Origin of the sequence: Paenibacillus sp. FSL R7-0198, from assembly GCF_038000415.1 — a bacterium.
Lineage (GTDB): Bacteria > Bacillota > Bacilli > Paenibacillales > Paenibacillaceae > Paenibacillus.
Map to the genome: position 1 here is coordinate 4200991 of NZ_JBBOCB010000001.1, position 19278 is coordinate 4220268.

Annotated in this window: 16 protein-coding genes and 2 riboswitches; of the genes, 14 read left to right on the forward strand and 2 right to left on the reverse strand. The window is 47.8% G+C overall.

Translation table 11 applies throughout. The features are described 5' to 3' along the window. The first annotated feature begins 13 nt into the window (after positions 1–13). The 8 genes from pstC to MKY87_RS18355 all read left to right on the forward strand — a co-directional run bounded on the left by pstC (position 14) and on the right by MKY87_RS18355 (position 8219). Positions 14–949, forward strand: a complete 936-nt coding sequence (gene pstC / locus MKY87_RS18320; protein WP_017690972.1) for a phosphate ABC transporter permease subunit PstC — start codon at positions 14–16, stop codon at positions 947–949. 2 nt (positions 950–951) lie between these two features. Continuing rightward, positions 952–1839 carry a phosphate ABC transporter permease PstA gene (gene pstA, locus MKY87_RS18325; RefSeq protein WP_026081329.1) on the forward strand — a complete coding sequence of 296 codons (888 nt, stop codon included), beginning with the start codon at positions 952–954 and terminating at the stop codon, positions 1837–1839. A 12-nt stretch (positions 1840–1851) separates the two neighbouring features. Continuing rightward, positions 1852–2607 carry a phosphate ABC transporter ATP-binding protein PstB gene (gene pstB, locus MKY87_RS18330; RefSeq protein ID WP_036616781.1) on the forward strand — a complete coding sequence of 252 codons (756 nt, stop codon included), beginning with the start codon at positions 1852–1854 and terminating at the stop codon, positions 2605–2607. 199 nt (positions 2608–2806) lie between these two features. Then, the gene (locus tag MKY87_RS18335; protein WP_340965647.1) at positions 2807–3823 is read left to right on the forward strand and encodes a phosphotransferase enzyme family protein; all 1017 of its coding nucleotides are present in this window, start codon (positions 2807–2809) and stop codon (positions 3821–3823) included. 355 nt (positions 3824–4178) lie between these two features. Then, positions 4179–4303: riboswitch (glycine riboswitch) on the forward strand. Between the two features lie 4 nt (positions 4304–4307). Then, positions 4308–4443, forward strand: a riboswitch (glycine riboswitch). 112 nt (positions 4444–4555) lie between these two features. Beyond that, the gene (gene sdaAB / locus MKY87_RS18340) at positions 4556–5245 is read left to right on the forward strand and encodes an L-serine ammonia-lyase, iron-sulfur-dependent subunit beta (protein WP_339786766.1); all 690 of its coding nucleotides are present in this window, start codon (positions 4556–4558) and stop codon (positions 5243–5245) included. Then, positions 5235–6173, forward strand: a complete 939-nt coding sequence (gene sdaAA / locus MKY87_RS18345) for an L-serine ammonia-lyase, iron-sulfur-dependent, subunit alpha (RefSeq protein WP_339786764.1) — start codon at positions 5235–5237, stop codon at positions 6171–6173. Before sdaAB ends, sdaAA begins: the two co-directional genes overlap by 11 nt. Before the next feature lie 264 nt (positions 6174–6437). Then, positions 6438–7652: a YhgE/Pip domain-containing protein gene (locus tag MKY87_RS18350; RefSeq protein WP_339786761.1), complete on the forward strand. Its 1215-nt coding sequence runs from the start codon at positions 6438–6440 to the stop codon at positions 7650–7652. Between the two features lie 54 nt (positions 7653–7706). Then, positions 7707–8219, forward strand: coding sequence for a PadR family transcriptional regulator (locus MKY87_RS18355; protein WP_339786759.1), 513 nt, complete (start codon positions 7707–7709; stop codon positions 8217–8219). Between the two features lie 134 nt (positions 8220–8353). Here MKY87_RS18355 and MKY87_RS18360 read toward each other — a convergent pair whose 3' ends face one another. Further along, the gene (locus tag MKY87_RS18360; RefSeq protein ID WP_340965648.1) at positions 8354–10108 is read right to left on the reverse strand and encodes an alpha-glycosidase; all 1755 of its coding nucleotides are present in this window, start codon (positions 10106–10108) and stop codon (positions 8354–8356) included. Between the two features lie 215 nt (positions 10109–10323). Between MKY87_RS18360 and MKY87_RS18365 the strand changes: the two genes are divergently transcribed. From MKY87_RS18365 to MKY87_RS18385, 5 genes are all read left to right on the forward strand, one after another. Continuing rightward, complete coding sequence (locus tag MKY87_RS18365; protein ID WP_192135550.1) at positions 10324–11007, forward strand: response regulator transcription factor; 684 nt, start codon at positions 10324–10326, stop codon at positions 11005–11007. A gap of 44 nt (positions 11008–11051) precedes the next feature. Continuing rightward, positions 11052–12569, forward strand: a complete 1518-nt coding sequence (locus MKY87_RS18370) for a HAMP domain-containing sensor histidine kinase (protein ID WP_340965649.1) — start codon at positions 11052–11054, stop codon at positions 12567–12569. Between the two features lie 80 nt (positions 12570–12649). Further along, positions 12650–13564, forward strand: coding sequence for an ABC transporter ATP-binding protein (locus MKY87_RS18375; protein WP_036672188.1), 915 nt, complete (start codon positions 12650–12652; stop codon positions 13562–13564). Continuing rightward, positions 13561–14277 (forward strand): ABC transporter permease, encoded by a 717-nt coding sequence (locus MKY87_RS18380; protein ID WP_338590406.1) that lies wholly within the window; start codon positions 13561–13563, stop codon positions 14275–14277. The genes MKY87_RS18375 and MKY87_RS18380 overlap by 4 nt, the downstream gene beginning before the upstream one ends. A 1-nt stretch (position 14278) precedes the next feature. Next, positions 14279–15013: an ABC transporter permease gene (locus MKY87_RS18385; RefSeq protein ID WP_340965650.1), complete on the forward strand. Its 735-nt coding sequence runs from the start codon at positions 14279–14281 to the stop codon at positions 15011–15013. 94 nt (positions 15014–15107) lie between these two features. On the opposite strand, the gene MKY87_RS18390 is transcribed toward MKY87_RS18385, so the two are convergent. After that, positions 15108–15668 (reverse strand): acyltransferase, encoded by a 561-nt coding sequence (locus MKY87_RS18390; protein WP_091038205.1) that lies wholly within the window; start codon positions 15666–15668, stop codon positions 15108–15110. Between the two features lie 657 nt (positions 15669–16325). Here MKY87_RS18390 and MKY87_RS18395 point away from each other — a divergent pair. After that, positions 16326–19034: a PAS domain-containing hybrid sensor histidine kinase/response regulator gene (locus tag MKY87_RS18395; RefSeq protein ID WP_340965651.1), complete on the forward strand. Its 2709-nt coding sequence runs from the start codon at positions 16326–16328 to the stop codon at positions 19032–19034. The last annotated feature ends 244 nt before the right edge of the window (positions 19035–19278 follow it).

Genomic DNA, 19278 nt, shown 5'->3' on the forward strand with positions numbered 1-19278 from the left:
AAGGATGGTTGTTATGGAACAGACCGAAGGGGGAACGGTAATGAATAACAAGTTGAAACCGCGCCGGCCCTTAAAAGAGAAACATTATTGGGAAGAGTGGACGGGACGGATCTATACGTCGATTTGTGTCGTTTTCCTGATCGTTGTCATGTTTTCCATTGTTTATTTTGTAGCGTCCAAGGGACTATCAACATTTTTCCAAAATGGAATAAGCATAAGTGAATTCCTTGGTGGGAAAACGTGGAATCCAACGGGGGAACCTGCTTTCTATGGGGCATTGCCGTTCATTACAGGTTCTTTCATTACAACCTTGCTTGCAGCATTGATCGCAAGTCCGCTTGGCCTGTGTGCAGCGCTCTTCATGACAGAGATTGTCCCGGGTAAAGGGAAAAAAATCTTGCAGCCTGCGATTGAGCTCTTGTCCGGAATTCCATCCGTTGTGTACGGATTTATCGGACTGAGTGTCATCGTACCCTTGCTTCGCAGTATCTTTGGTGGAACAGGCGTCGGGATTGCAGCCGGATGTCTTGTTCTCGCGGTAATGATTCTCCCTACGGTGACAAGTATTATGGCAGATGCATTGTCCGCATTGCCAAAAGGATTACGTGAATCCTCCTATGCACTGGGTGCCACTCGCTGGCAAACCATCTACCGTGTCATTATTCCAACGACTTTGCCAGCTTTGTTGACAGGTGTCGTTTTGGGTATGGCTCGTGCGTTTGGTGAAGCTCTTGCTGTACAGATGGTTATTGGTAATGCACCGCATGTTCCAACATCCTTGCTCGAATCAGCTTCAACATTAACAAGTGTAATTACTCTCAGCATGGGTAACACCACGATGGGTTCTGTTCATAACAATGCACTGTGGAGTATGGCGCTTGTCCTGTTGGTGATGACATTTGTCTTCGTCATTCTGGTTCGCCTGCTTGAAAGGAGAAACCGGGTATGAAAATGAAGGCAAAGACGGTAGATAAAATTGCAACATCCGTTATCGTTGTACTGGCCCTGTTCATTGTTATTTTATTGCTCGGTCTGCTTGGCTTCATCATGTATAGAGGTATTGGACATATCAGTTGGAACTTCCTGACAAGCGCACCACAGTTGCTTAAGGGTGGCGGCGGGATTGGTCCACAGCTCTTCAACTCCGTATTCTTGCTTGTCCTGACCTTGATTGTTACCATTCCACTCGGATGGGGTGGCGGGATTTACATGGCGGAATACGCCAAACCAGGCAAGATTACCAGCTTCATTCGTCTGGTCGTTGAAGTATTGTCATCATTCCCATCCATCGTTATCGGTTTGTTTGGTCTCTTGCTGCTAGTAAATCAATTTGGTCTTGGTTTCTCCCTGATCTCGGGTGCCTTGGCTCTGGCGATCTTTAACTTGCCACTGATGGTACGGACAACGGAGCAGGCCTTCCGGGCCGTTCCGAAGGAACAGAAGGAAGCAGGTCTGGCGCTTGGACTGTCCAAGTGGAAGATTATCACTTCCATTCTGCTGCCTGTGGCATTGCCGAGCTTGATTACGGGTACGATCCTGGCATCGGGCCGGATCTTCGGTGAAGCAGCCGCGCTGATGTTCACCGCAGGTATGAGTAGTCCACCATTGGACTTTACAGATTGGAATCCGACGAGTCCAAGGTCACCGCTTAATCCTTTCCGTCCGGCAGAGACACTTGCTGTCCATATCTGGAAAGTGAATAGTGAAGGTATTGGACCAGATTCCAAAGAAGTGGCAGCAGGGGCATCCGCCGTGCTTGTCATTCTCGTGCTGGCGTTCAATCTAAGTGCACGCTGGATCGGTCGGGTTGTATTCCGCCGCATGACAGCTTCGAAATAAGGAGGAACCAACATGGCCATACCTTTTGGTACGGAACAGTTAAGCATATATTATGGACATTTCCAGGCGGTCAAGCAGATTAGCCTGACGTTTCCTGAAGCAAGCGTAACGGCTCTTATTGGGCCGTCTGGTTGCGGTAAATCCACGTTCCTCCGGTCGCTGAACCGGATGAACGACGAGATTGCCGGTTCCCGTACAGAGGGACATATCTGGATGGACGGTAACGATCTGAATGAGCCTGGAACCGATGTAATCAAGCTTCGCCAGAAGATTGGCATGGTGTGGCAGAAGCCGAACCCTTTTCATAAGTCCATCTACAACAATATCGCGTTTGGCCCCCGCTACCGCGGTACGAAGAGTAAGAAGGCACTGGATGAAATTGTGGAAAAAAGTTTGCGTCGTGCTGCGCTCTGGGACGAAGTGAAAGACAGACTGCATGAGTCAGCTCTGTCTCTCTCTGGCGGACAACAGCAGCGCCTATGTATCGCTCGCGCTTTGTCTGTTGAACCACAGATTCTGCTGCTCGATGAGCCGGCATCTGCACTTGACCCGGTATCTACGGGTAAAGTTGAAGAGTTGATTACCGAGCTCAAGAAGGAGCTGCGGATTGTTATTGTTACCCATAACATGCAGCAGGCGGCACGCATCTCGGATTACACAGCTTATTTCTATCTGGGAAGCATGATTGAGCACGGGGATACAGAGCATATTTTCACGAACCCGGACAATCGTCTGACGCAAGAATACATTATGGGACGTTTCGGTTAATTGGATCATGGAGTGTAACATAGAGTAATAGACAGAGAGATAAAGAACTAATAGAGACAAAAGAAAGCACAATGCCTGGACGGTTGTTCGGGGGTTGTGCTTTTTTAATTTATAATTTTAGTGGGATTTTCTGTATGCGGGATAAACATTATGCTACGATATTTAGTGTGAAGAGAACGTTTACATGACTTCGAAGGAGATGTTGATAATCACTACGGATCAGATGTCTTACGACCATATGGCAGCTCAGATTATACAGAACTACACTATTGAGAAACCTGTCGTTTCATATATTCGTCATAATGAGAATCTGACGTATCATGTCGTCGATGAAGCAAGCGGGCAGAAGTATCTGCTACGTATCCATCAAGCCGCATATGCAAGTATGACAGGCATTCAGCATACGCTTCCTGCGCTGGAGGCAGAGATGAACCTGCTTCATGAGTTAAATGCAACGACGGCATTGCGCGTGCAGCATCCGGTACGGAATGTATCGGGAGACTGGGTCACGGTATGGAAAAGTGAAGCGGGTAAAGAAATCTGCTGTACAGTACTGGAGTGGATTGAGGGAAGGGACATCCAGCAGGGAGAACGCCTGACAACAGAGCAGATCTATGATCTGGGGGCACAACTGCAGATGCTTCATCAATATGGGCGTGAGCAGAATCAGACAGATCGAACAAAGGTGCGGCCGGCATATGGCAACATCCATGAGAACTTGGTCATGCTAGGGCAGCTGGAGGAAGGCGTCCGACTTGGGATTTTTACAACGGAAGACTTCGATCTGCTTCGTGAGACGTTTGAGAACATTAATGAACAGTTAGAAACATACCCGCAGCACGCAGGGACATGGGGGATCATTCATGGGGATATTACTCGCAACAATCTGCTGATAACGGATCAGGGGATATCCATGATTGATTTTTGTCTACACGGTTATGGTTATTATCTTTTTGATGCCGGAGGGGCAGCACTTATGTTTAATCGGGAGGAACGTGACATATTCTTATCCGGTTATACCCAACAGATCGCGCCACTGACGGATCGTGATATCCGATTAATGGAAGGGTTCATGTTGATCTTTACACTGGGTTATTATGCCTTTCAGATGGCGAATGAGTCGAGGCACGAATGGATGAAAGATCGCATGCCGAAGCTATGCAGCAAGTATTGCAGACCTTATGTACAGAACAAGAGTATCTTCTACGAATTGTGAATTATAATCCAGATGTGCAGACTCGGATGGGTTAGTGAGCAGTGTGGATCAAAGATTATGGTTGCCTGAATACCCGAACGGTTTCATGGACAATATCATAAATAATAGTAAGCACATCATTGATTGAAGTAGAACGAAATGAGCTGTTTAAAAGATCTTTTTAACGTATTAATGTAATGAAAGCTGACAAAATATTCTGGTTTTCATCGGTTCAATCGAAAATGAAGGAAATACATCCAAAGAAATCGTCAAGTTTGTTGACACTGATCTTCCGGTCGATTAATCTTAATGAAGAAGAAATTAATGACTTCCATGACTGTTCTGACATAAGCTCAGAATGGTTCCATATAGCGGATGATAACGAGCGGGAGAGATCTGGATTAGCCGAGCAAAATGGCTAGTGCTCAGGCACCGAAGGAGCAAGCTGCTGCGCACCCGGCGCAGTGGTTAATCTCTCAGGTAAATGTACCATCGTTGGACGCAACTCTGGAGAGTGCGCGAACTGCGCCACCCAAGGGGTATATGATCAGTCAGACCGGTGAACTTGTCTGTAATCGCAGGCAATGCACCTTGTCGTGAGACACTGCTGATCGTGAAACTCTCAGGTATCGAGGACAGAGAGAGGGCCTGAGGCCTTCTTCTGTCCTTTTTTGATGTCATCATTCAGTAAATAAGGAACAATATGGATTAGATTCTGGATGTAAATGACGAATACAATTGGAGGGTTATAAAGTGCGATTTAAAGATGTTTTCTCAATTATTGGTCCGTCCATGACAGGGCCTTCAAGTTCACATACAGCTGGAGCGGCAAGGCTGGGAAGAATCGCTCGTCAGTGGCTGGGATGTACGCCAGAACGTGCCCGGCTGACGTTATACGGTTCATTCGCTGACACCTATCAGGGGCACGGAACAGATCTGGCACTGATCGGCGGTCTTTTGGACTATGTCACAGACGATCCACGTATCCCGGATGCAGAGCAATACGCAGAGGAAGCAGGCATGGAGGTTGAGTTTTATACAAGTGGCCTGCCTGCTCCTCATCCGAATACGGTCAAAATTGAGTTGTGGCATGGAGAACGTGCCTGCTCCTTAATCGGTGCATCCATTGGTGGTGGCAGTGTATCGGTGCATGCGATGAATGATTTTCGTGTTCAGATTAGTGGTGAGTTTCCAACACTCGTTCTGCGACATGCAGACAAGGCAGGGGTGCTTGCATCGGTAACGTCCACGATCAGTTCATCCGGGGTTAACATCGGCTATATGCAGGTGGACCGGAAAGCCCGTGATGGCGAAGCACTTACCGCGATGGAAATGGATGGTGTGCCTAATCCTGATATGCTCAAGCGTCTAAGGGAGCTGGACCATGTGTTAGACATTCGTGTCATTGATTTGAAGAGAGGAGTTGATTCGGATGCGATTTAAACATTTACACGAACTGAATACGATCTGTACAGCGGAATCCAAAACCATTGCTCAGCTGATGATCGAGGAGCAGGTTCAGGAGACCAATACACCGGAAGCGGATGTTGTGAAGCAGATGTCTGAATATTATCAGGTGATGAAGGAAGCGGTACGCAAAGGGTTAACGGAAGATACAACATCACGCAGTGGGTTAACCGGTGGGGACGGGAAAAAAATGGCCGAGTACATTCGCAAGGGTGAGACTTGTTCAGGAGATGCTTCCGCACTTGCCATGGCGTATGCCCTGTGTGTATCTGAAGTGAATGCCTCCATGGGTCGGATCGTGGCAACACCAACAGCTGGTTCCTGTGGCATTATCCCGGGTGTGTTTATCAGTTCACAAGAGCGGTTTGGCTGGACGGACGAACATTTGGTGAACGGGTTGTTCTGTGCGGGAGCGATTGGTTATGTTATTGCCAACAATTCATTTATCTCCGGTGCCGAAGGTGGCTGCCAGGCGGAAGTGGGTTCAGCTATCGGCATGGCTGCGGGTGCCATGGTTGAACTGCGTGGAGGTACACCGGAACAGGTAGTTCATGCCGTTGGTTTGGCGTTAAAAAATACACTGGGCCTGATCTGCGATCCGGTTGCAGGCCTCGTTGAAATTCCTTGCATCGTCCGTAATGGACTGGGTGCGGTTACGGCGCTGGCTGCGGCTGACATGGCCCTGGCCGGAGTGCGTAGCGCCATTCCGTCAGACGAAGTCATCGACGTCATGCTGGAAGTAGGCAGCGCGATGCCGAGCCGCCATCGGGAGACAGCCCAGGGCGGGTTGGCCCAGACACCAACCGGCCGCAAAATGATGCAGAAGTTGGCTAAACCAAAGGCAAAGCGTGCAGAGCCTGAGCAGGAGTCTCCTGCTGAAAATGACGTAGAACCTAAGGCATAAATAGGATTGATATGAATTAAATCTAACACTAACTCGTGATACCATGAGCCTTGATTATTAGAGGTGAAGAAGAGTTCCTTACATGATACGAAAAGCCGATACATACCTTCCTGGTGAAGAGATGTATCGGCTTTTTTTTGTCTTTTTCCAACGAAGAAAAACAAAAAACATTGACGACATATATATCGTATTGATATATTAACTATTGTCATATATCAATACGATATATATGAGAGCGAAACAAAATTAAAGGAGATGGATAGAATGAAAGGAATTTTCCAGACGAGTCTACTGTTTTTGAAAAACGGAGCCACCATTGTAGGTTTAATTACGGCCGTGCTGTTCCAGGTTTTTTTTAACATCATCTGGCTTAGTGGATATGATCAGGTTAATGAGAGAATGACTGAGCTAGCTGTCACCATCGTGAATGAAGATGGGGTAGCGGCTGAACCGGTAGCCGAGTCTTTGGCGGCAGGTCTTAATTTCGAGATCAAACCATCTGAATCGATGCAAGAAGCACGACAGATGTTAACGGATCGGGATGTGTACATGATTATTGAGATTCCATCAGGTTTCATGCAGCAGGCAGAAGACTTGTCGAAGCCGATTGCAGTTAAGTATGTGATGAACGAATCAAACGTGGCTACCGTGAAAAGTGTGATGCAGAACGTAGCCGCACAAGTTACAGCGACGTTGAACCGTGAAGTACAAGAGAATGGCATTCGCGGAGTGCTGAATCAGTCCGGTATGACTGCTGATCAGTCCGATGCGCTTGCGGTAGGGTTGTCTTCACGCGTGGAGGCAGAGGTGGAGCGACTGAATCCTGTTGATAATTTTGCTTTCTCCATGGTACCGATGTTGATTGTAACGGCTACGTTTACCGGAGCGATGTTGCTTGGCATGAATCTGCAAAAAGTGTCTGGTGAACTGAGTGGAAGGGCAGGGAAATGGGAGCGTTTCTGGGCCCGCAACATCGTTAATCTTGGTGCTGCATTTATTGTTTCGCTCGTTGGATCGGGGATGATGCATGTTATGGGGGTATCGTCAGCAGACGGTTGGTTCATGTTATGGCTGTTCCAGTTGCTGGTCACCATATCTTTTATACTCATGGCTCAGTTGAGCTTGTTGTTGCTTGGCAATGCTGGGGCTTGGTTAAACAGTGCGCTGTTGCCTCTGCTGATGTTGTCCTCGGGCTCAACAATTCCGCGTGATGTAATGTCTGAGTTCTACCAAGGGATCGGTCAGTATCTACCGGCGACCTATGCCGTAGAGGGGATGACGAACCTTGTGCTTGGAGGAAACGGGATCGGCAGGGATGTATTGTTCCTTGCAGCAATAGGGGTTACAACGCTAACTCTGGGTGCCCTTAGCATCTGGATCAGACGTTCCGGCCCGGCAATTTCTGAATCTCACAGGGAGAAACAGATTGCTACTGTACCTTCTTCTCTGGAAGCATCCGTGTCTTCATCCGATCATTGAATATGGGGGGCTGATTGTGATACGTTAAGAGGAATGGAAAGGAGCGGTGCACCGATGAACACGCAGCATGTCATCCTCGGAATACTGCACAATCAGCCATGTTCGGGATATGAGATCAAGCAGTACTTTGAACAATATTTTTCATTTTTCTTTGATGCCAGCTTTGGCACCATATATCCTACACTCGCGAAGATGGAGAAGTCAGGGTTGCTTACGAAGGAATCGGTGAGGCAGGAAGGGAAACCCGACAAGAATGTGTACTCATTGACTCCGGAGGGAGCAGCACAGTTTCACGCATACCTGATGAGTCCCCTGGAAGACGAGGTGTTCCGTTCTGATTTTCTGATGCGGTTGTATTTCGGAGAGTTGGCGGATGAGAATACTGTAACGGGGTGGATTTCAACAGAGTTGAAACGCAAGGAATTGTTATATGACAAGCTTCAGCATCAGATGAAGGAATTTGGCGAACACATCTCGCCTTCACAACGGTTGTGCATGCAAGTGGGACTTGTTCAGTATGAAGCCACCATTCAATTGCTCAAGGAACAACTGGATCAGCCGGAGTAATCCCATGATAGTGATTGATATGCAAAATAGGCGCTCCACAGATCAGGAACAGATCTGTGAGCGCCTATTTCGTTTGATATGCCGATGAATTGAACAGACTCCTGTCTTGCATATGAGCAAGTATAACTTGATATTTATGTGAGACTAGTACTTAGTACGGCATATCCATACGCAGGCAGTTCAATGGCGAGTACGCCATCTTCCTTGGCGGTACGATGGTTTCCGCCGAATAACTCGGTCCATTCCTCGTCATCGGCCTCCAGCTCGACAATAGCCGTCTCTTCTGATCGATTGAACAGAACCAGAATGCGTTCCTCCTCATTTTGCCGCTCAAATACCAGCTGGCTGCCATCGGGACGAGCCTGCAGGAAACGAACGGTGCCTTCTGCACGCAGGGCAGGGTGAGCATGACGCAGTGAGATCAATTTCTGATAAAAGTCGAGCAGCTCCCGGTCCTGCTTCGCTTCGTCCCATTCCATGCATTTACGGCAGCCCGGATCATGTTCGCCGTCCATGCCAATCTCGTCTCCGTAATAGATGCACGGAGCACCCATGTAACTGAACTGGAATAACGCAGCCAGCTTCATCTTGCGCTGGTCGCCTTCACACAGCGTGAGCAGCCGTGGGGTATCGTGGCTGTCCAGCAAGTTGAACGCCACTTCGCTGGCCTGAAGCGGATAACGGGATAACTGTCGTCCGATGGAGTTCGCGAACTGTTCTGCGTGCATTGTATTTTTCACAAAGAAAGCATTCACGGCATCGGTAAACGGATAGTTCATGGACGCATCGAACTGGTCACCTTGCAGCCAGGAGGAAGACTCGTTCCATACTTCGCCCAAAATGTAGGCATCCGGGTTAGCGGCTTTGACTACACGGCGGAAATCGCGCCAGAATGCATCGTCCACTTCGTCTGCCACATCCAGCCGCCATCCGTCCGCGCCCACTTCCTTGATCCAGTACTCAGCAACCTCCAGCAGATAGGCCTTAACTTCGGCATTCTCCGTATTCAGCTTTGGCATGTGAGCTTCGAATCCGAAGGTCTCATACGTAGGAATACCGTCCTTCACGTCCAGCGGGTATTCGTGTACATGGAACCAGTCCTTGTATTTGGATTGTTCTCCGTTCTTCTGTACATCTACAAACGGCTCAAATGTCTTCCCGGAATGATTGAACACGGCATCCAGCAGTACACGAATTCCACGTGCATGGCACAGCTCAACCAGTCGTTTCACGGTATCTGCATCACCGAAGTGACGATCTACCCGCAGATAGTCCTCTGTATCGTATTTGTGATTGGTGGTGGCTTCGAAGATGGGTGTGAAGTAGATCGCATTAATGCCAAGATCGCTGATGTAATCCAGATGGTCGATCACGCCCTGAAGGTCACCGCCGAAGAAATTGAAAGGTGTTGGCTCGCCACCCCACGGCTCTACCTTTTCCGGACTGATATCCGGGTTGCCGTTGGCGAATCGTTCAGGGAAAATCTGATAGAACACCGCATCCTTAACCCATGCAGGGGGTGTGAATACAGCTCCGGCATGAATATAAGGGAACTGGAACATACGACCCGGATCGTCCGGTTCTTCTTCCTGGAAGTCCGTCTCGGTCATCCAGATCTGTTCTTCGCCGCTTTTGAGCAGAAAAGAGTATTTGAGTCGGTGGTAGGGAGGTTTCACTTCGCCCTCGAAGTAATCGAACATGGAGTCAGAGGTGAACTTCGTTAAGGGAATCAGCGCTTTGGTTGCATCCCACGCATATTTATCCCCGGTCAGGGCATGTACCTCGGTCAGATCATTCTTTTTGGCACGCAAACGCAGATGGATTGTATCTTGGTCATAGGCATAGGCCCAGTTTCGTTTCGGTTGATGATAGATGGCTTCCAGAAGCATAATGAATTTCCTCCCGTCAGGTGTAGAACTAGTATGTACTTGGTAGACTTGATGGATATGACGTTACCCGAGTTAATGGATAAGCTATAATTAGAATGCGTGTTAACGCGAGACTTGAACAAGACATGAATCCATATGGTATAGACAGCTTTTATCATGATGATGCTCAGATATATCATTAACCCAATGAGGGCAGAAAGGAAACGATTATTCGGATGAAAACCAAACTGTTATATATTGAAGATGATACGGAAATTGCGACTTGGGTCAGAGCCGATCTGGAGGAGCGCGGTTATGAGGTGGTATGGCTCGGCAGTGGTGAAGGTGCAGCGGAGGCTGCTGTCGGTTGCTCACTCATTATTCTGGATGTCATGCTGCCCGGGCTGGATGGATTTACGGTAGGTCAGCGACTGAAAAAAGAACATCCTGCCGTGCCCATTGTCATGCTCTCGGCCAGAACGTCTATTGACGACAAGTTACACGGTCTTGATTTTGCAGATGACTATGTGACCAAACCATTTCACCCCGATGAACTGGCTGCCCGGATTGAAGTACAGCTGCGTAAGGCAGGAACAGCGGTATCCACGGATGCTGCCCTGAAGCTGGATCATCTCTCCATCTATGAGAAGGACAACCGGATCGTTAATGAGGAGACGGGGGATGAGATTATTTTATCGGGAAAACAGTTCCACATCTTCGCCTACCTGCTACGACATATGGGCATGATTCGAACCAAAGAGCAGATCTATGAAGCCGTTTGGAACGAGCCCTATCTGGATGGGGACAAAACTTTAATGGTACATATTCGGCATCTACGCGAAAAGCTGGAGCTTGATCCGGCCAATCCTGCAATTATTCAGACGGTCCGTGGTGTGGGATATCGTGTGAAGAAGCCATGATCCGGTGGTTCAGGGAACGGAAGATCATGAAGGGAGAACGAAGCATGGATCAAAAGCAATCCGGGCGGCGCAAGCTTCGCTTTGGGCGGTCCTTGATGTCCAGATACATCCTCCTGATCTTGGCGGCTGTATTATTTGTGCCTGTTGTGCTTCCGATCATATCCGTTATATATATTGTCGTAGTGAATAACACGGACACGAATACGAACCGAGCCGCGCCTTATGGTGATGTTACTCGGATAAGTAACCTCTGGTCACGTGAAGCGAAGAACCTGGATGGTGCTTCGGATGAAGAGATTAAGGCCCGGTTGGAGCAATTACATGGCTCGTATCCCAAATCTTCGATGTATCGTGTGAATGTGAACGGGGAGACCCTACTTATTCTCGGTGGTGAAGATGTAACGCTTCTAAAATCCATGTCGCCGGATGGCAGGACAGACACGACATTGAGATGGTCATTGGATTCCGGGCAAACGACAGAGACTCATATTCCAGCCTTATGGAATGTAAATAATACAGTGCAATTCATGAAAGAAGCTTCCTTTCGCGATCCACTCACCGTAGTTGCATATATTGGCGGAGATGAGCAGGACAAAGGACAGGGATTCATGATCATTGAAGTGCCTCGGTCACTTCTGCAAATGAATCAGAGTAACTGGCCGATGGAACTCTTGTATCTTGGTATCGTAATGACCCTCATCTTTCTGATCTTCATCATTATGTCGATTCTCTTCTTCGCACGCATTCGCAAACGACTTATTCGTTTGCAGACGGCCATGATGACCACAGGCAAGGAAGGCCTCCCGCTTCCGGTAGATATCCGCCGGTCAGACGAGATTGGTCAACTGGAAGAATCCTTCAATCAGATGGTGCATCAACTGTCCAACAGCCGCCACCGTGAACGCGAGGAAGAACAATTGCGCAAACGTCTCATTGCGGGGCTTTCCCACGATCTGCGTACCCCGCTAACGGTAATTCGTGGACATATGCATGCTTTGCACAAGGAAGAGCTGAGCGAGCAAGGTGACCGTTCATTACATCGCATGGAAGCGAAAATGGAGGACCTCGGCGGGCTCATTGACAACATGTTATCCTACAATTTGCTCACGAGCGGGAAATATACACTGAAGCTGGAAGAGAAAGATATACTGCGGATCGTCAGGGAAACGGCGGCGGCCTGGTACCCGGTCTGGGAGAAAGAGCAATTTGATATTGATATTGACCTCCCGGAGGAACCGCTGATCTGGCATATGGATGAACAGGGCATGCGCCGTGTACTCGATAATTTGTTTCAGAACGTAATCCGTCATGCCGCCAGCGGGAAATATATTGGCATAACAACCCAGGAGATTCAGGGTGAGACGGCCGTCGTTATTCAGGATCGGGGTCCGGGAATGCAACCGAATTCCGACACAAAAGGCACAGGTCTAGGCTTATCCATTGTAGACCTGTTGATTCGTGAGATGGGTCTGCGCAAGCGGGTAGACAGTTCCGATACGGGTGTCCAGACATATATCTACAGTGGTAAGGGAAACAGGGAAAACAACAAACCGCTGAAATAGCTTTTTTAAACTAAACTTAAACTAGAGACTACTTTGGCTTTAACCTTGGAAGGTTACGATAGTTCCGAGGTGATCATACAGTGAGTGAAAATATTATTCAAACGGCGAATTTATGGAAAACATACCGGGACCGTGCAGCGGTCCGTGAACTTGATCTGCATATTAAAAAGGGAGATATCTATGGCTTCCTCGGTCCCAACGGCGCCGGCAAAACAACAACGATTCGCATGCTTCTCGGCTTGATTAAACCAACCAAAGGCGTGATCCGTGTCTTCGACAAGGATATCCGCAAGGATCGCATGGATATTTTACGCCGTGTGGGCTCTTTGGTCGAATACCCGTCCTATTACGGACATCTGAACGCAGTAGAGAATCTGGAGACCTTACGTCGCATCATCAATGTACCAAAATCAAGAATTGCTGAAGTGCTGTCCATTGTAGATCTGACCAAGGATGCCAAACGTTCGGTAAAGGGATACTCCCTTGGGATGAAGCAACGTCTGGGTATTGCCAGCGCTTTGCTGGGTGAACCGGAGTTGCTGATTCTGGACGAACCAACGAATGGGCTTGATCCTGCCGGTATTCAGGAGATTCGGGAACTGATCAAACGCATGCCTCTGGAGCATGGCATTACCGTTCTGGTTTCCAGCCACTTGCTGAGTGAAGTCGAACAGATGGCAAGTCGCGTTGGTATTATCCGTGAAGGCAAGATGGTGCTTCAGGATACTATCGCAAGTCTGCATAGTCAGACGGGTAGCTCTATCCGGTTAACGGTTTCCGAGCCGGAAGAGGCTATGAAGCTGGCAAGAGAACAGGGACAATTTGGTCAGCAACAAGGCTCTGCTTTAACGTTCCCTTATATGGATAACAGTTCAGTGGCACTGCTTGTGCGCCGATTAATTGAGCAGGATCATGATGTGTATCGTGTAGAGGAACAGCGTCAGTCGCTGGAAGATCTGTTCATGCGGGTCATTGGCGAGGGGGCTTCCATATGACCGGGCGTGCATTATCGTCGGACTGGCTCAAGATTCGGGGGAAAGGGATCTGGTTTCTTGTTTTTCTGGCCCCTCTTGGATTGACAGCGATGCAGGCGCTTAATTTTGGCTTACGGCTGGACTATCTGAAAGAGCAGTATGCAGATAACCTGTGGGGCGGATTGCTCGGCAATGTGGTTGTCTTTGTGCCCTTGTCTCTGATGCTGGGAGCAACCATTCTCAGCTCCATGATCGCTAATGTTGAGCATGAACAGGGATCTTGGAAACAGTTGCTCGCGATGCCCATTCCCAGACCAGCCGTGTATTTAGCCAAGTTTCTGCTTGCTTGTGTGCTGCTGGTAATCTCCTGCCTGCTGTTAACCGCAGGAATAGTAGGTCTGGGTCTGATTCTCGGATTCCATGCCAGCGAAATACCTTGGACACATGCGATCAAGCTGGGGCTATTACCTTTGGCTGGTGCACTTCCCGTGTTGTCACTGGAGTTGTGGCTCACGATGGTTAACAAGAATCAGGCACTTCCCGTCACCCTGGGCATCGTTCTCGCGATAACGGGCATGTTCGCACTCAGTATCTCACCGAACTTTCCACTCGCTTGGGCGCAGATGGCCTGGAATGGACCCAATCCATATCTGTATGCAGGCATGGGTGCAGGTCTGGGAATCTTGATTCTGTTGCTGGGTATGGTGCACTTTAGCCGGAAGGATGTGGCCTGACATGAGCTTTGCGACAACGTACTTCCGAATTTTGTCCGCTGAACGATTGAAAATGGGCAAATCGCCCATATGGCTCCTGATTCTGCTGAGTCCACTTATTGCGCTGCTCATCGGACTGTTGTCCACGCCATCGGGAAATTGGCAGGTATTGATGACCGCGATGGTTTTCCTGCACGGATTGTTATTGTTACCGATGCTGACTGGTGTGTTTACGTCCTTTGTCTGCCGTTTTGAACATGCAGGTGGAGGGTGGAAGCAGATGTTGGTTTTACCGCTCACACGTTCAGGCGTATATGCAGGTAAACTGACGATTGTGCTCATGCTTCTGGCGGGTACACAAGTATTATTGCTGATGTCCATTCTGCTGGCAGGCATGATTCACGGCATTACGATGCCAGTACCTTGGGGATTCTTGACGAGCAAACTGCTGCTTGGGTTGCTGGCCTGTGTACCCTTGGCTGCCCTGCAGATGTTTGTTTCATTGGTGTGGAGCAGCTTTGCCGCACCGCTCGCACTGAATTTTGCACTGACCATACCGAATATTCTCATTGTAAACTCGGCGACATATGGGCCGTATTATCCATGGGCACAACCGATGATTCTGATGACACCCGTTGATGGCGGAGGTTTCGGAGCCTACAACGTGCCACTGATGACAATGCTGGCTGTTGTTGGAGGCAGTGCTGTCATTTTCATTGGAATCGGCATGATGTATTTTGCGAAAAAAGAAATCTGAATAATCCGTTACACACTTGGTTATCGTAGATCAAAATCCTCTTTAAGCAAAACATGCAAAGCTCTATTGTATGTATGCTTCAGGAGGATTTTTTCTAATGTCTGACCCACCCATCATGAATGGTCAACTCCCGAATGATTTTGGCTGGTGCCCCGGCTACAAGTGTATTTTCGGGTACATCTTTGGTTACCGTACTTCCTGCAGCTACAACTGCATTTCTGCCAATGGTCACTCCGGGCAAAATAAGCGCGCCTGTACCAATCCAGGCATTATCCTGAATCACAATCCGCTTGGCAGTCTGGCTCCCGTCATCCAGCGAGTCAATCCGGTGGTAGGCACTGTCGAATATGCTTGTTCGAGGACCAATCATGACGTTATTGCCGATGGTCACTTCAACGTTAGCGGCAATCCCGACTCCTGCATTAATCATGACGTCATCGCCAATCGTTAATCTCGCGCCTTTGACCACGGTTAACTGGGTCCCCCAAGGTTTGCCTATGATGTTAAGCCGTTTTCCCACCTGCAAGTCACCCAATCTATTCAGATAAACCTTACCCCTGATTCGTGGCAGCAGGCCCATAGAGGGCTGGATTTTACCAAAGATGGCCAAGCCTCTTAGTTTACCGTAAGCAATTTTAACTCTGTTGGGCAGCATGATTCATCCGTCCTCTCCGTAGTTGAAAATCGTTTTTTTTTAACGATTATAGCCTTTTTGATACAAATTGTATCGTTAATTTTATATCAAGGCATCGCAAGAGCAGATGATCTCTCTTTCCTTGAGAAGATTTGCTTCAGGCGGGGGTCGGAGTCATCCTCTCAACTCCCTAACGAATCTGAGGAGTCTTAATCAAGAATTTGAAGTGATCTCAGAAATCTAAGGAACTTGAGACATGTTATATCCAATGAAACAACCGTTTGCAGCGTTTTTGTCAGGAGATTATGGGGATTAACGTGTCTGATGTTCTTTAAAATTTTAAAAGGGGACCTGGACACCAAATAAGATGTCCTGAGTTCTTTAGAAAATCGTTTAGCCATTCGTCAGAATCAGCTGACTCGGAATTGAACTTCAAGCTTGTTAGAGGCTTAATTTGATCCTTGTATAAATTGTAAAATCAAAATTCCAAGTATTACATCACACATCATGTGAATTGAATCATAGATTGTAAGCAAAATGAGACGAGAATCTGGTAAAATAAAAAAAGCTGTTTCTAGGCAGGCTTACATGGTTATTCGAGGATAGGCCCATTTTTGTAAGGGATAATTAATCCCTGCTGTTAGATGAAGATATTGGCTGAGAAAAGAGGGGTAAGCCTTGGATATTAATAAAACGGAAACCCTGAAGCGCATTATTTCTGAGGGAAGTTCTTACCAATCACTGTTTTTTAACCATCCGGATGCCATTTATGTAATGGACATCCATGGAAACTATATTGATGCTAATCCCTCGGTAGAGCGGATATCTGGGTATACACTGGATGACTTGATTCGTATGAATCAGAGTGAGATCTGTCCTCCGGACAGTGAAAATTCACGCAAACAATACATTAAAGAGGTACTGGCTGGACGTTCAGTCAGTAATCCCATTACTTTTTATCATAAAGATGGTTCCCTGAAACACGCAGAAATAACGTATGTGCCTATAACGGAGGGAAAAGAAGTCGTAGGAATCTATGGCATTGCCAAGGATGTTACCGATATCCTGGAAGTGCAACGTGAGCTTAAGGAGGCACAGGAGAAATATCAGGTGCTGGCTGACCATGCACAAGATCTGATTACCACTTGTGCTACGGATGGCGAGTTGTTATACGTCTCCCCTTCCGTGTACACCCTGCTGGGTTATAAGCCGGATGAAGTCATAGGAAAGTCCTTCAAGGATTATTGTTATCCGGGAGATTATCCGGACCCTATGGATCTTTCCAAGATCGGCAATGGCTGCAAGATGCGTGTGTTGCACAAGAAGGGACATTATATCTGGATGGAGACATTGGCGAAGCCTGTGGCTGGAGAGCGTGGCAAGAGTGTCCAGATTGTAAGCATCAGCAGGGATATTACCCAGCATAAGGATGCGGACAGACGTCTTCGAGAAAGTCGTCAGCGATACAGATCGTTGTTCGAATATAACCCGGCAGCTGTGTATTCATTGAATCTGGAAGGTAAATACAGCGCAGTGAACAGCAAACTGGTGCAAATGCTGGATATTCCGCGCAATAAGCTGATTGGCCAATCTTTTTTATCTAATCTGGATAAATGCGAAGTTCAATATGGCAAACATTATTTTGACATGGTGAAGCAAGGCGAACCGCAATATTATGAGACCCGAGTCGTTAATTCAAGTGGTTGGAAGATTGAAGTATCTGTTACGAATGTGCCCATTATTGTGGATAAGGAAATGGTGGGCGTCTATGGGATCGTGTCCGATATTACCGAGCGTAAGGAATACACGGAACGGATTCAGGAGCTCAGCAAGCAACATGAGCTAATTCTCAACACGGTTACGGAAGGAATATTTGGTTTGGATGCGGATGGAATCACCATGTTTATGAATCCAGCAGCAGCTTCGATGTTCGGTTATGAGGCGAAAGAATTCATTGGCAAAAACTCACATCCTATCATCCATCACACCCGTGCAGACGGAAGTCATTTGCCACAAGAAGAGTGCCCGATCCACATGACTGTGTTGGATGGACAGAGACGTTCAATCAAGGAAGATGTATTCTGGCGTAAAGATGGCAGCAGCTTTCTGGTGCAGTATCAGGTGACGCCGATTATTGAACAGGGACAGATTCAGGGCGCGGTGGTTGTATTTAATGATGTGACTGGCGAACGTGAAATTGTACGTGCCAAAGAAACAGCTGAGCTGGCGGCTCAGGCCAAGTCAGAATTTCTGTCGATGGTTAGCCATGAGATCCGGACACCGATGAACGGGATCGTGGGGATGACAGAATTGTTGATCGGTACCGATTTATCGGAAGAACAGCGTGAATATGCCGAGATTATTCGAGACAGCGGTGATGCTCTGCTGAACATCCTTAATGATATTTTGGACTTCAGTAAGCTGGAATCCGGGAAAATGGCACTGGCTTATGAACCATTTGCATTACGCAAGATGCTGGAACAGGTTGCCGAACTGTTTAAACCGCGTGCAGATGAGAAACATCTGGAGATCAGATATCGCCTCAATCCGAGCATCCCTGAGTTCATGGTCGGTGACGCCATACGTATCCGGCAGATTCTGGTGAACTTGGTTGGTAATGCGCTCAAATTCACAGATCAGGGAAGCATTGATGTTGCCGTGGATATTATCAAGGGCAGAAAGCCTGAAGACAGCGTTCTTGATTTTGCGGTGCAAGATACGGGAATTGGCATCCCCGCTGACAAGTTGGATCAGTTGTTTCAGTCCTTCTCTCAACTACATCCGGTGATTAACCGGAAGTATGGTGGTACCGGATTGGGACTGGTCATCTCCAAGCGACTCGTGGAGATTATGGGAGGCAGTATCAGTGTCGAGAGTATAGAAGGGGAAGGCTCAACCTTCCGGTTTGCTGTTCCTGCGGCGAGTGTAGATGCTTCAGCAGAACAGACAGCAAGTCAGTTCCATCATGATCGTACACGTCAGAGTGATAAGGTTGCCATGCGTATTCTGGTGGCGGAGGATCATCCGGTAAACCGGAAGATTTTGCGAGAATATCTGGAGAAGCTTGGATACCAGGCAGATGTGTGCACTAATGGCGTGGAGGCGATTGATGCCATCTCTCAGAATGCTTATGATATTGTCCTGATGGATATTCATATGCCTGTGATGGATGGACTGAAGGCGACAGACCTGTTACACCGCCTAATTCCACAGGATCGCATACCTCCAATCATCGCAGTTACAGGCAATACCAAACGTGAAGATAAGGAAGCTTGTCTGGAGATTGGAATGCGTGACTTTATTAGCAAACCGGTTATGCTGAGTGAGTTGAAGCGGGTGTTACAGCAATGGGGGCCAAGGGACGAACCTCGGCTTGCACCAAATTGAACAACTACTCAAATCAATTTCATAACTTACTAAAATAGATTTTTGTAACTAAATATAGACAAAATGAACCGTTTTGATCTATATCTAGCCTTGATTGGAGCAGCTGAAGGTATTATGAATTTGATTCATCTGGCTGTGAAAATAATACACACAAACACGCCAATAATCCTCCACTGATGGAGTGTTATTGGCGTGTTTGTGTGGACAGGCTTTTGAAGTTGAGCTGAAGCGTATGCAGTGATCT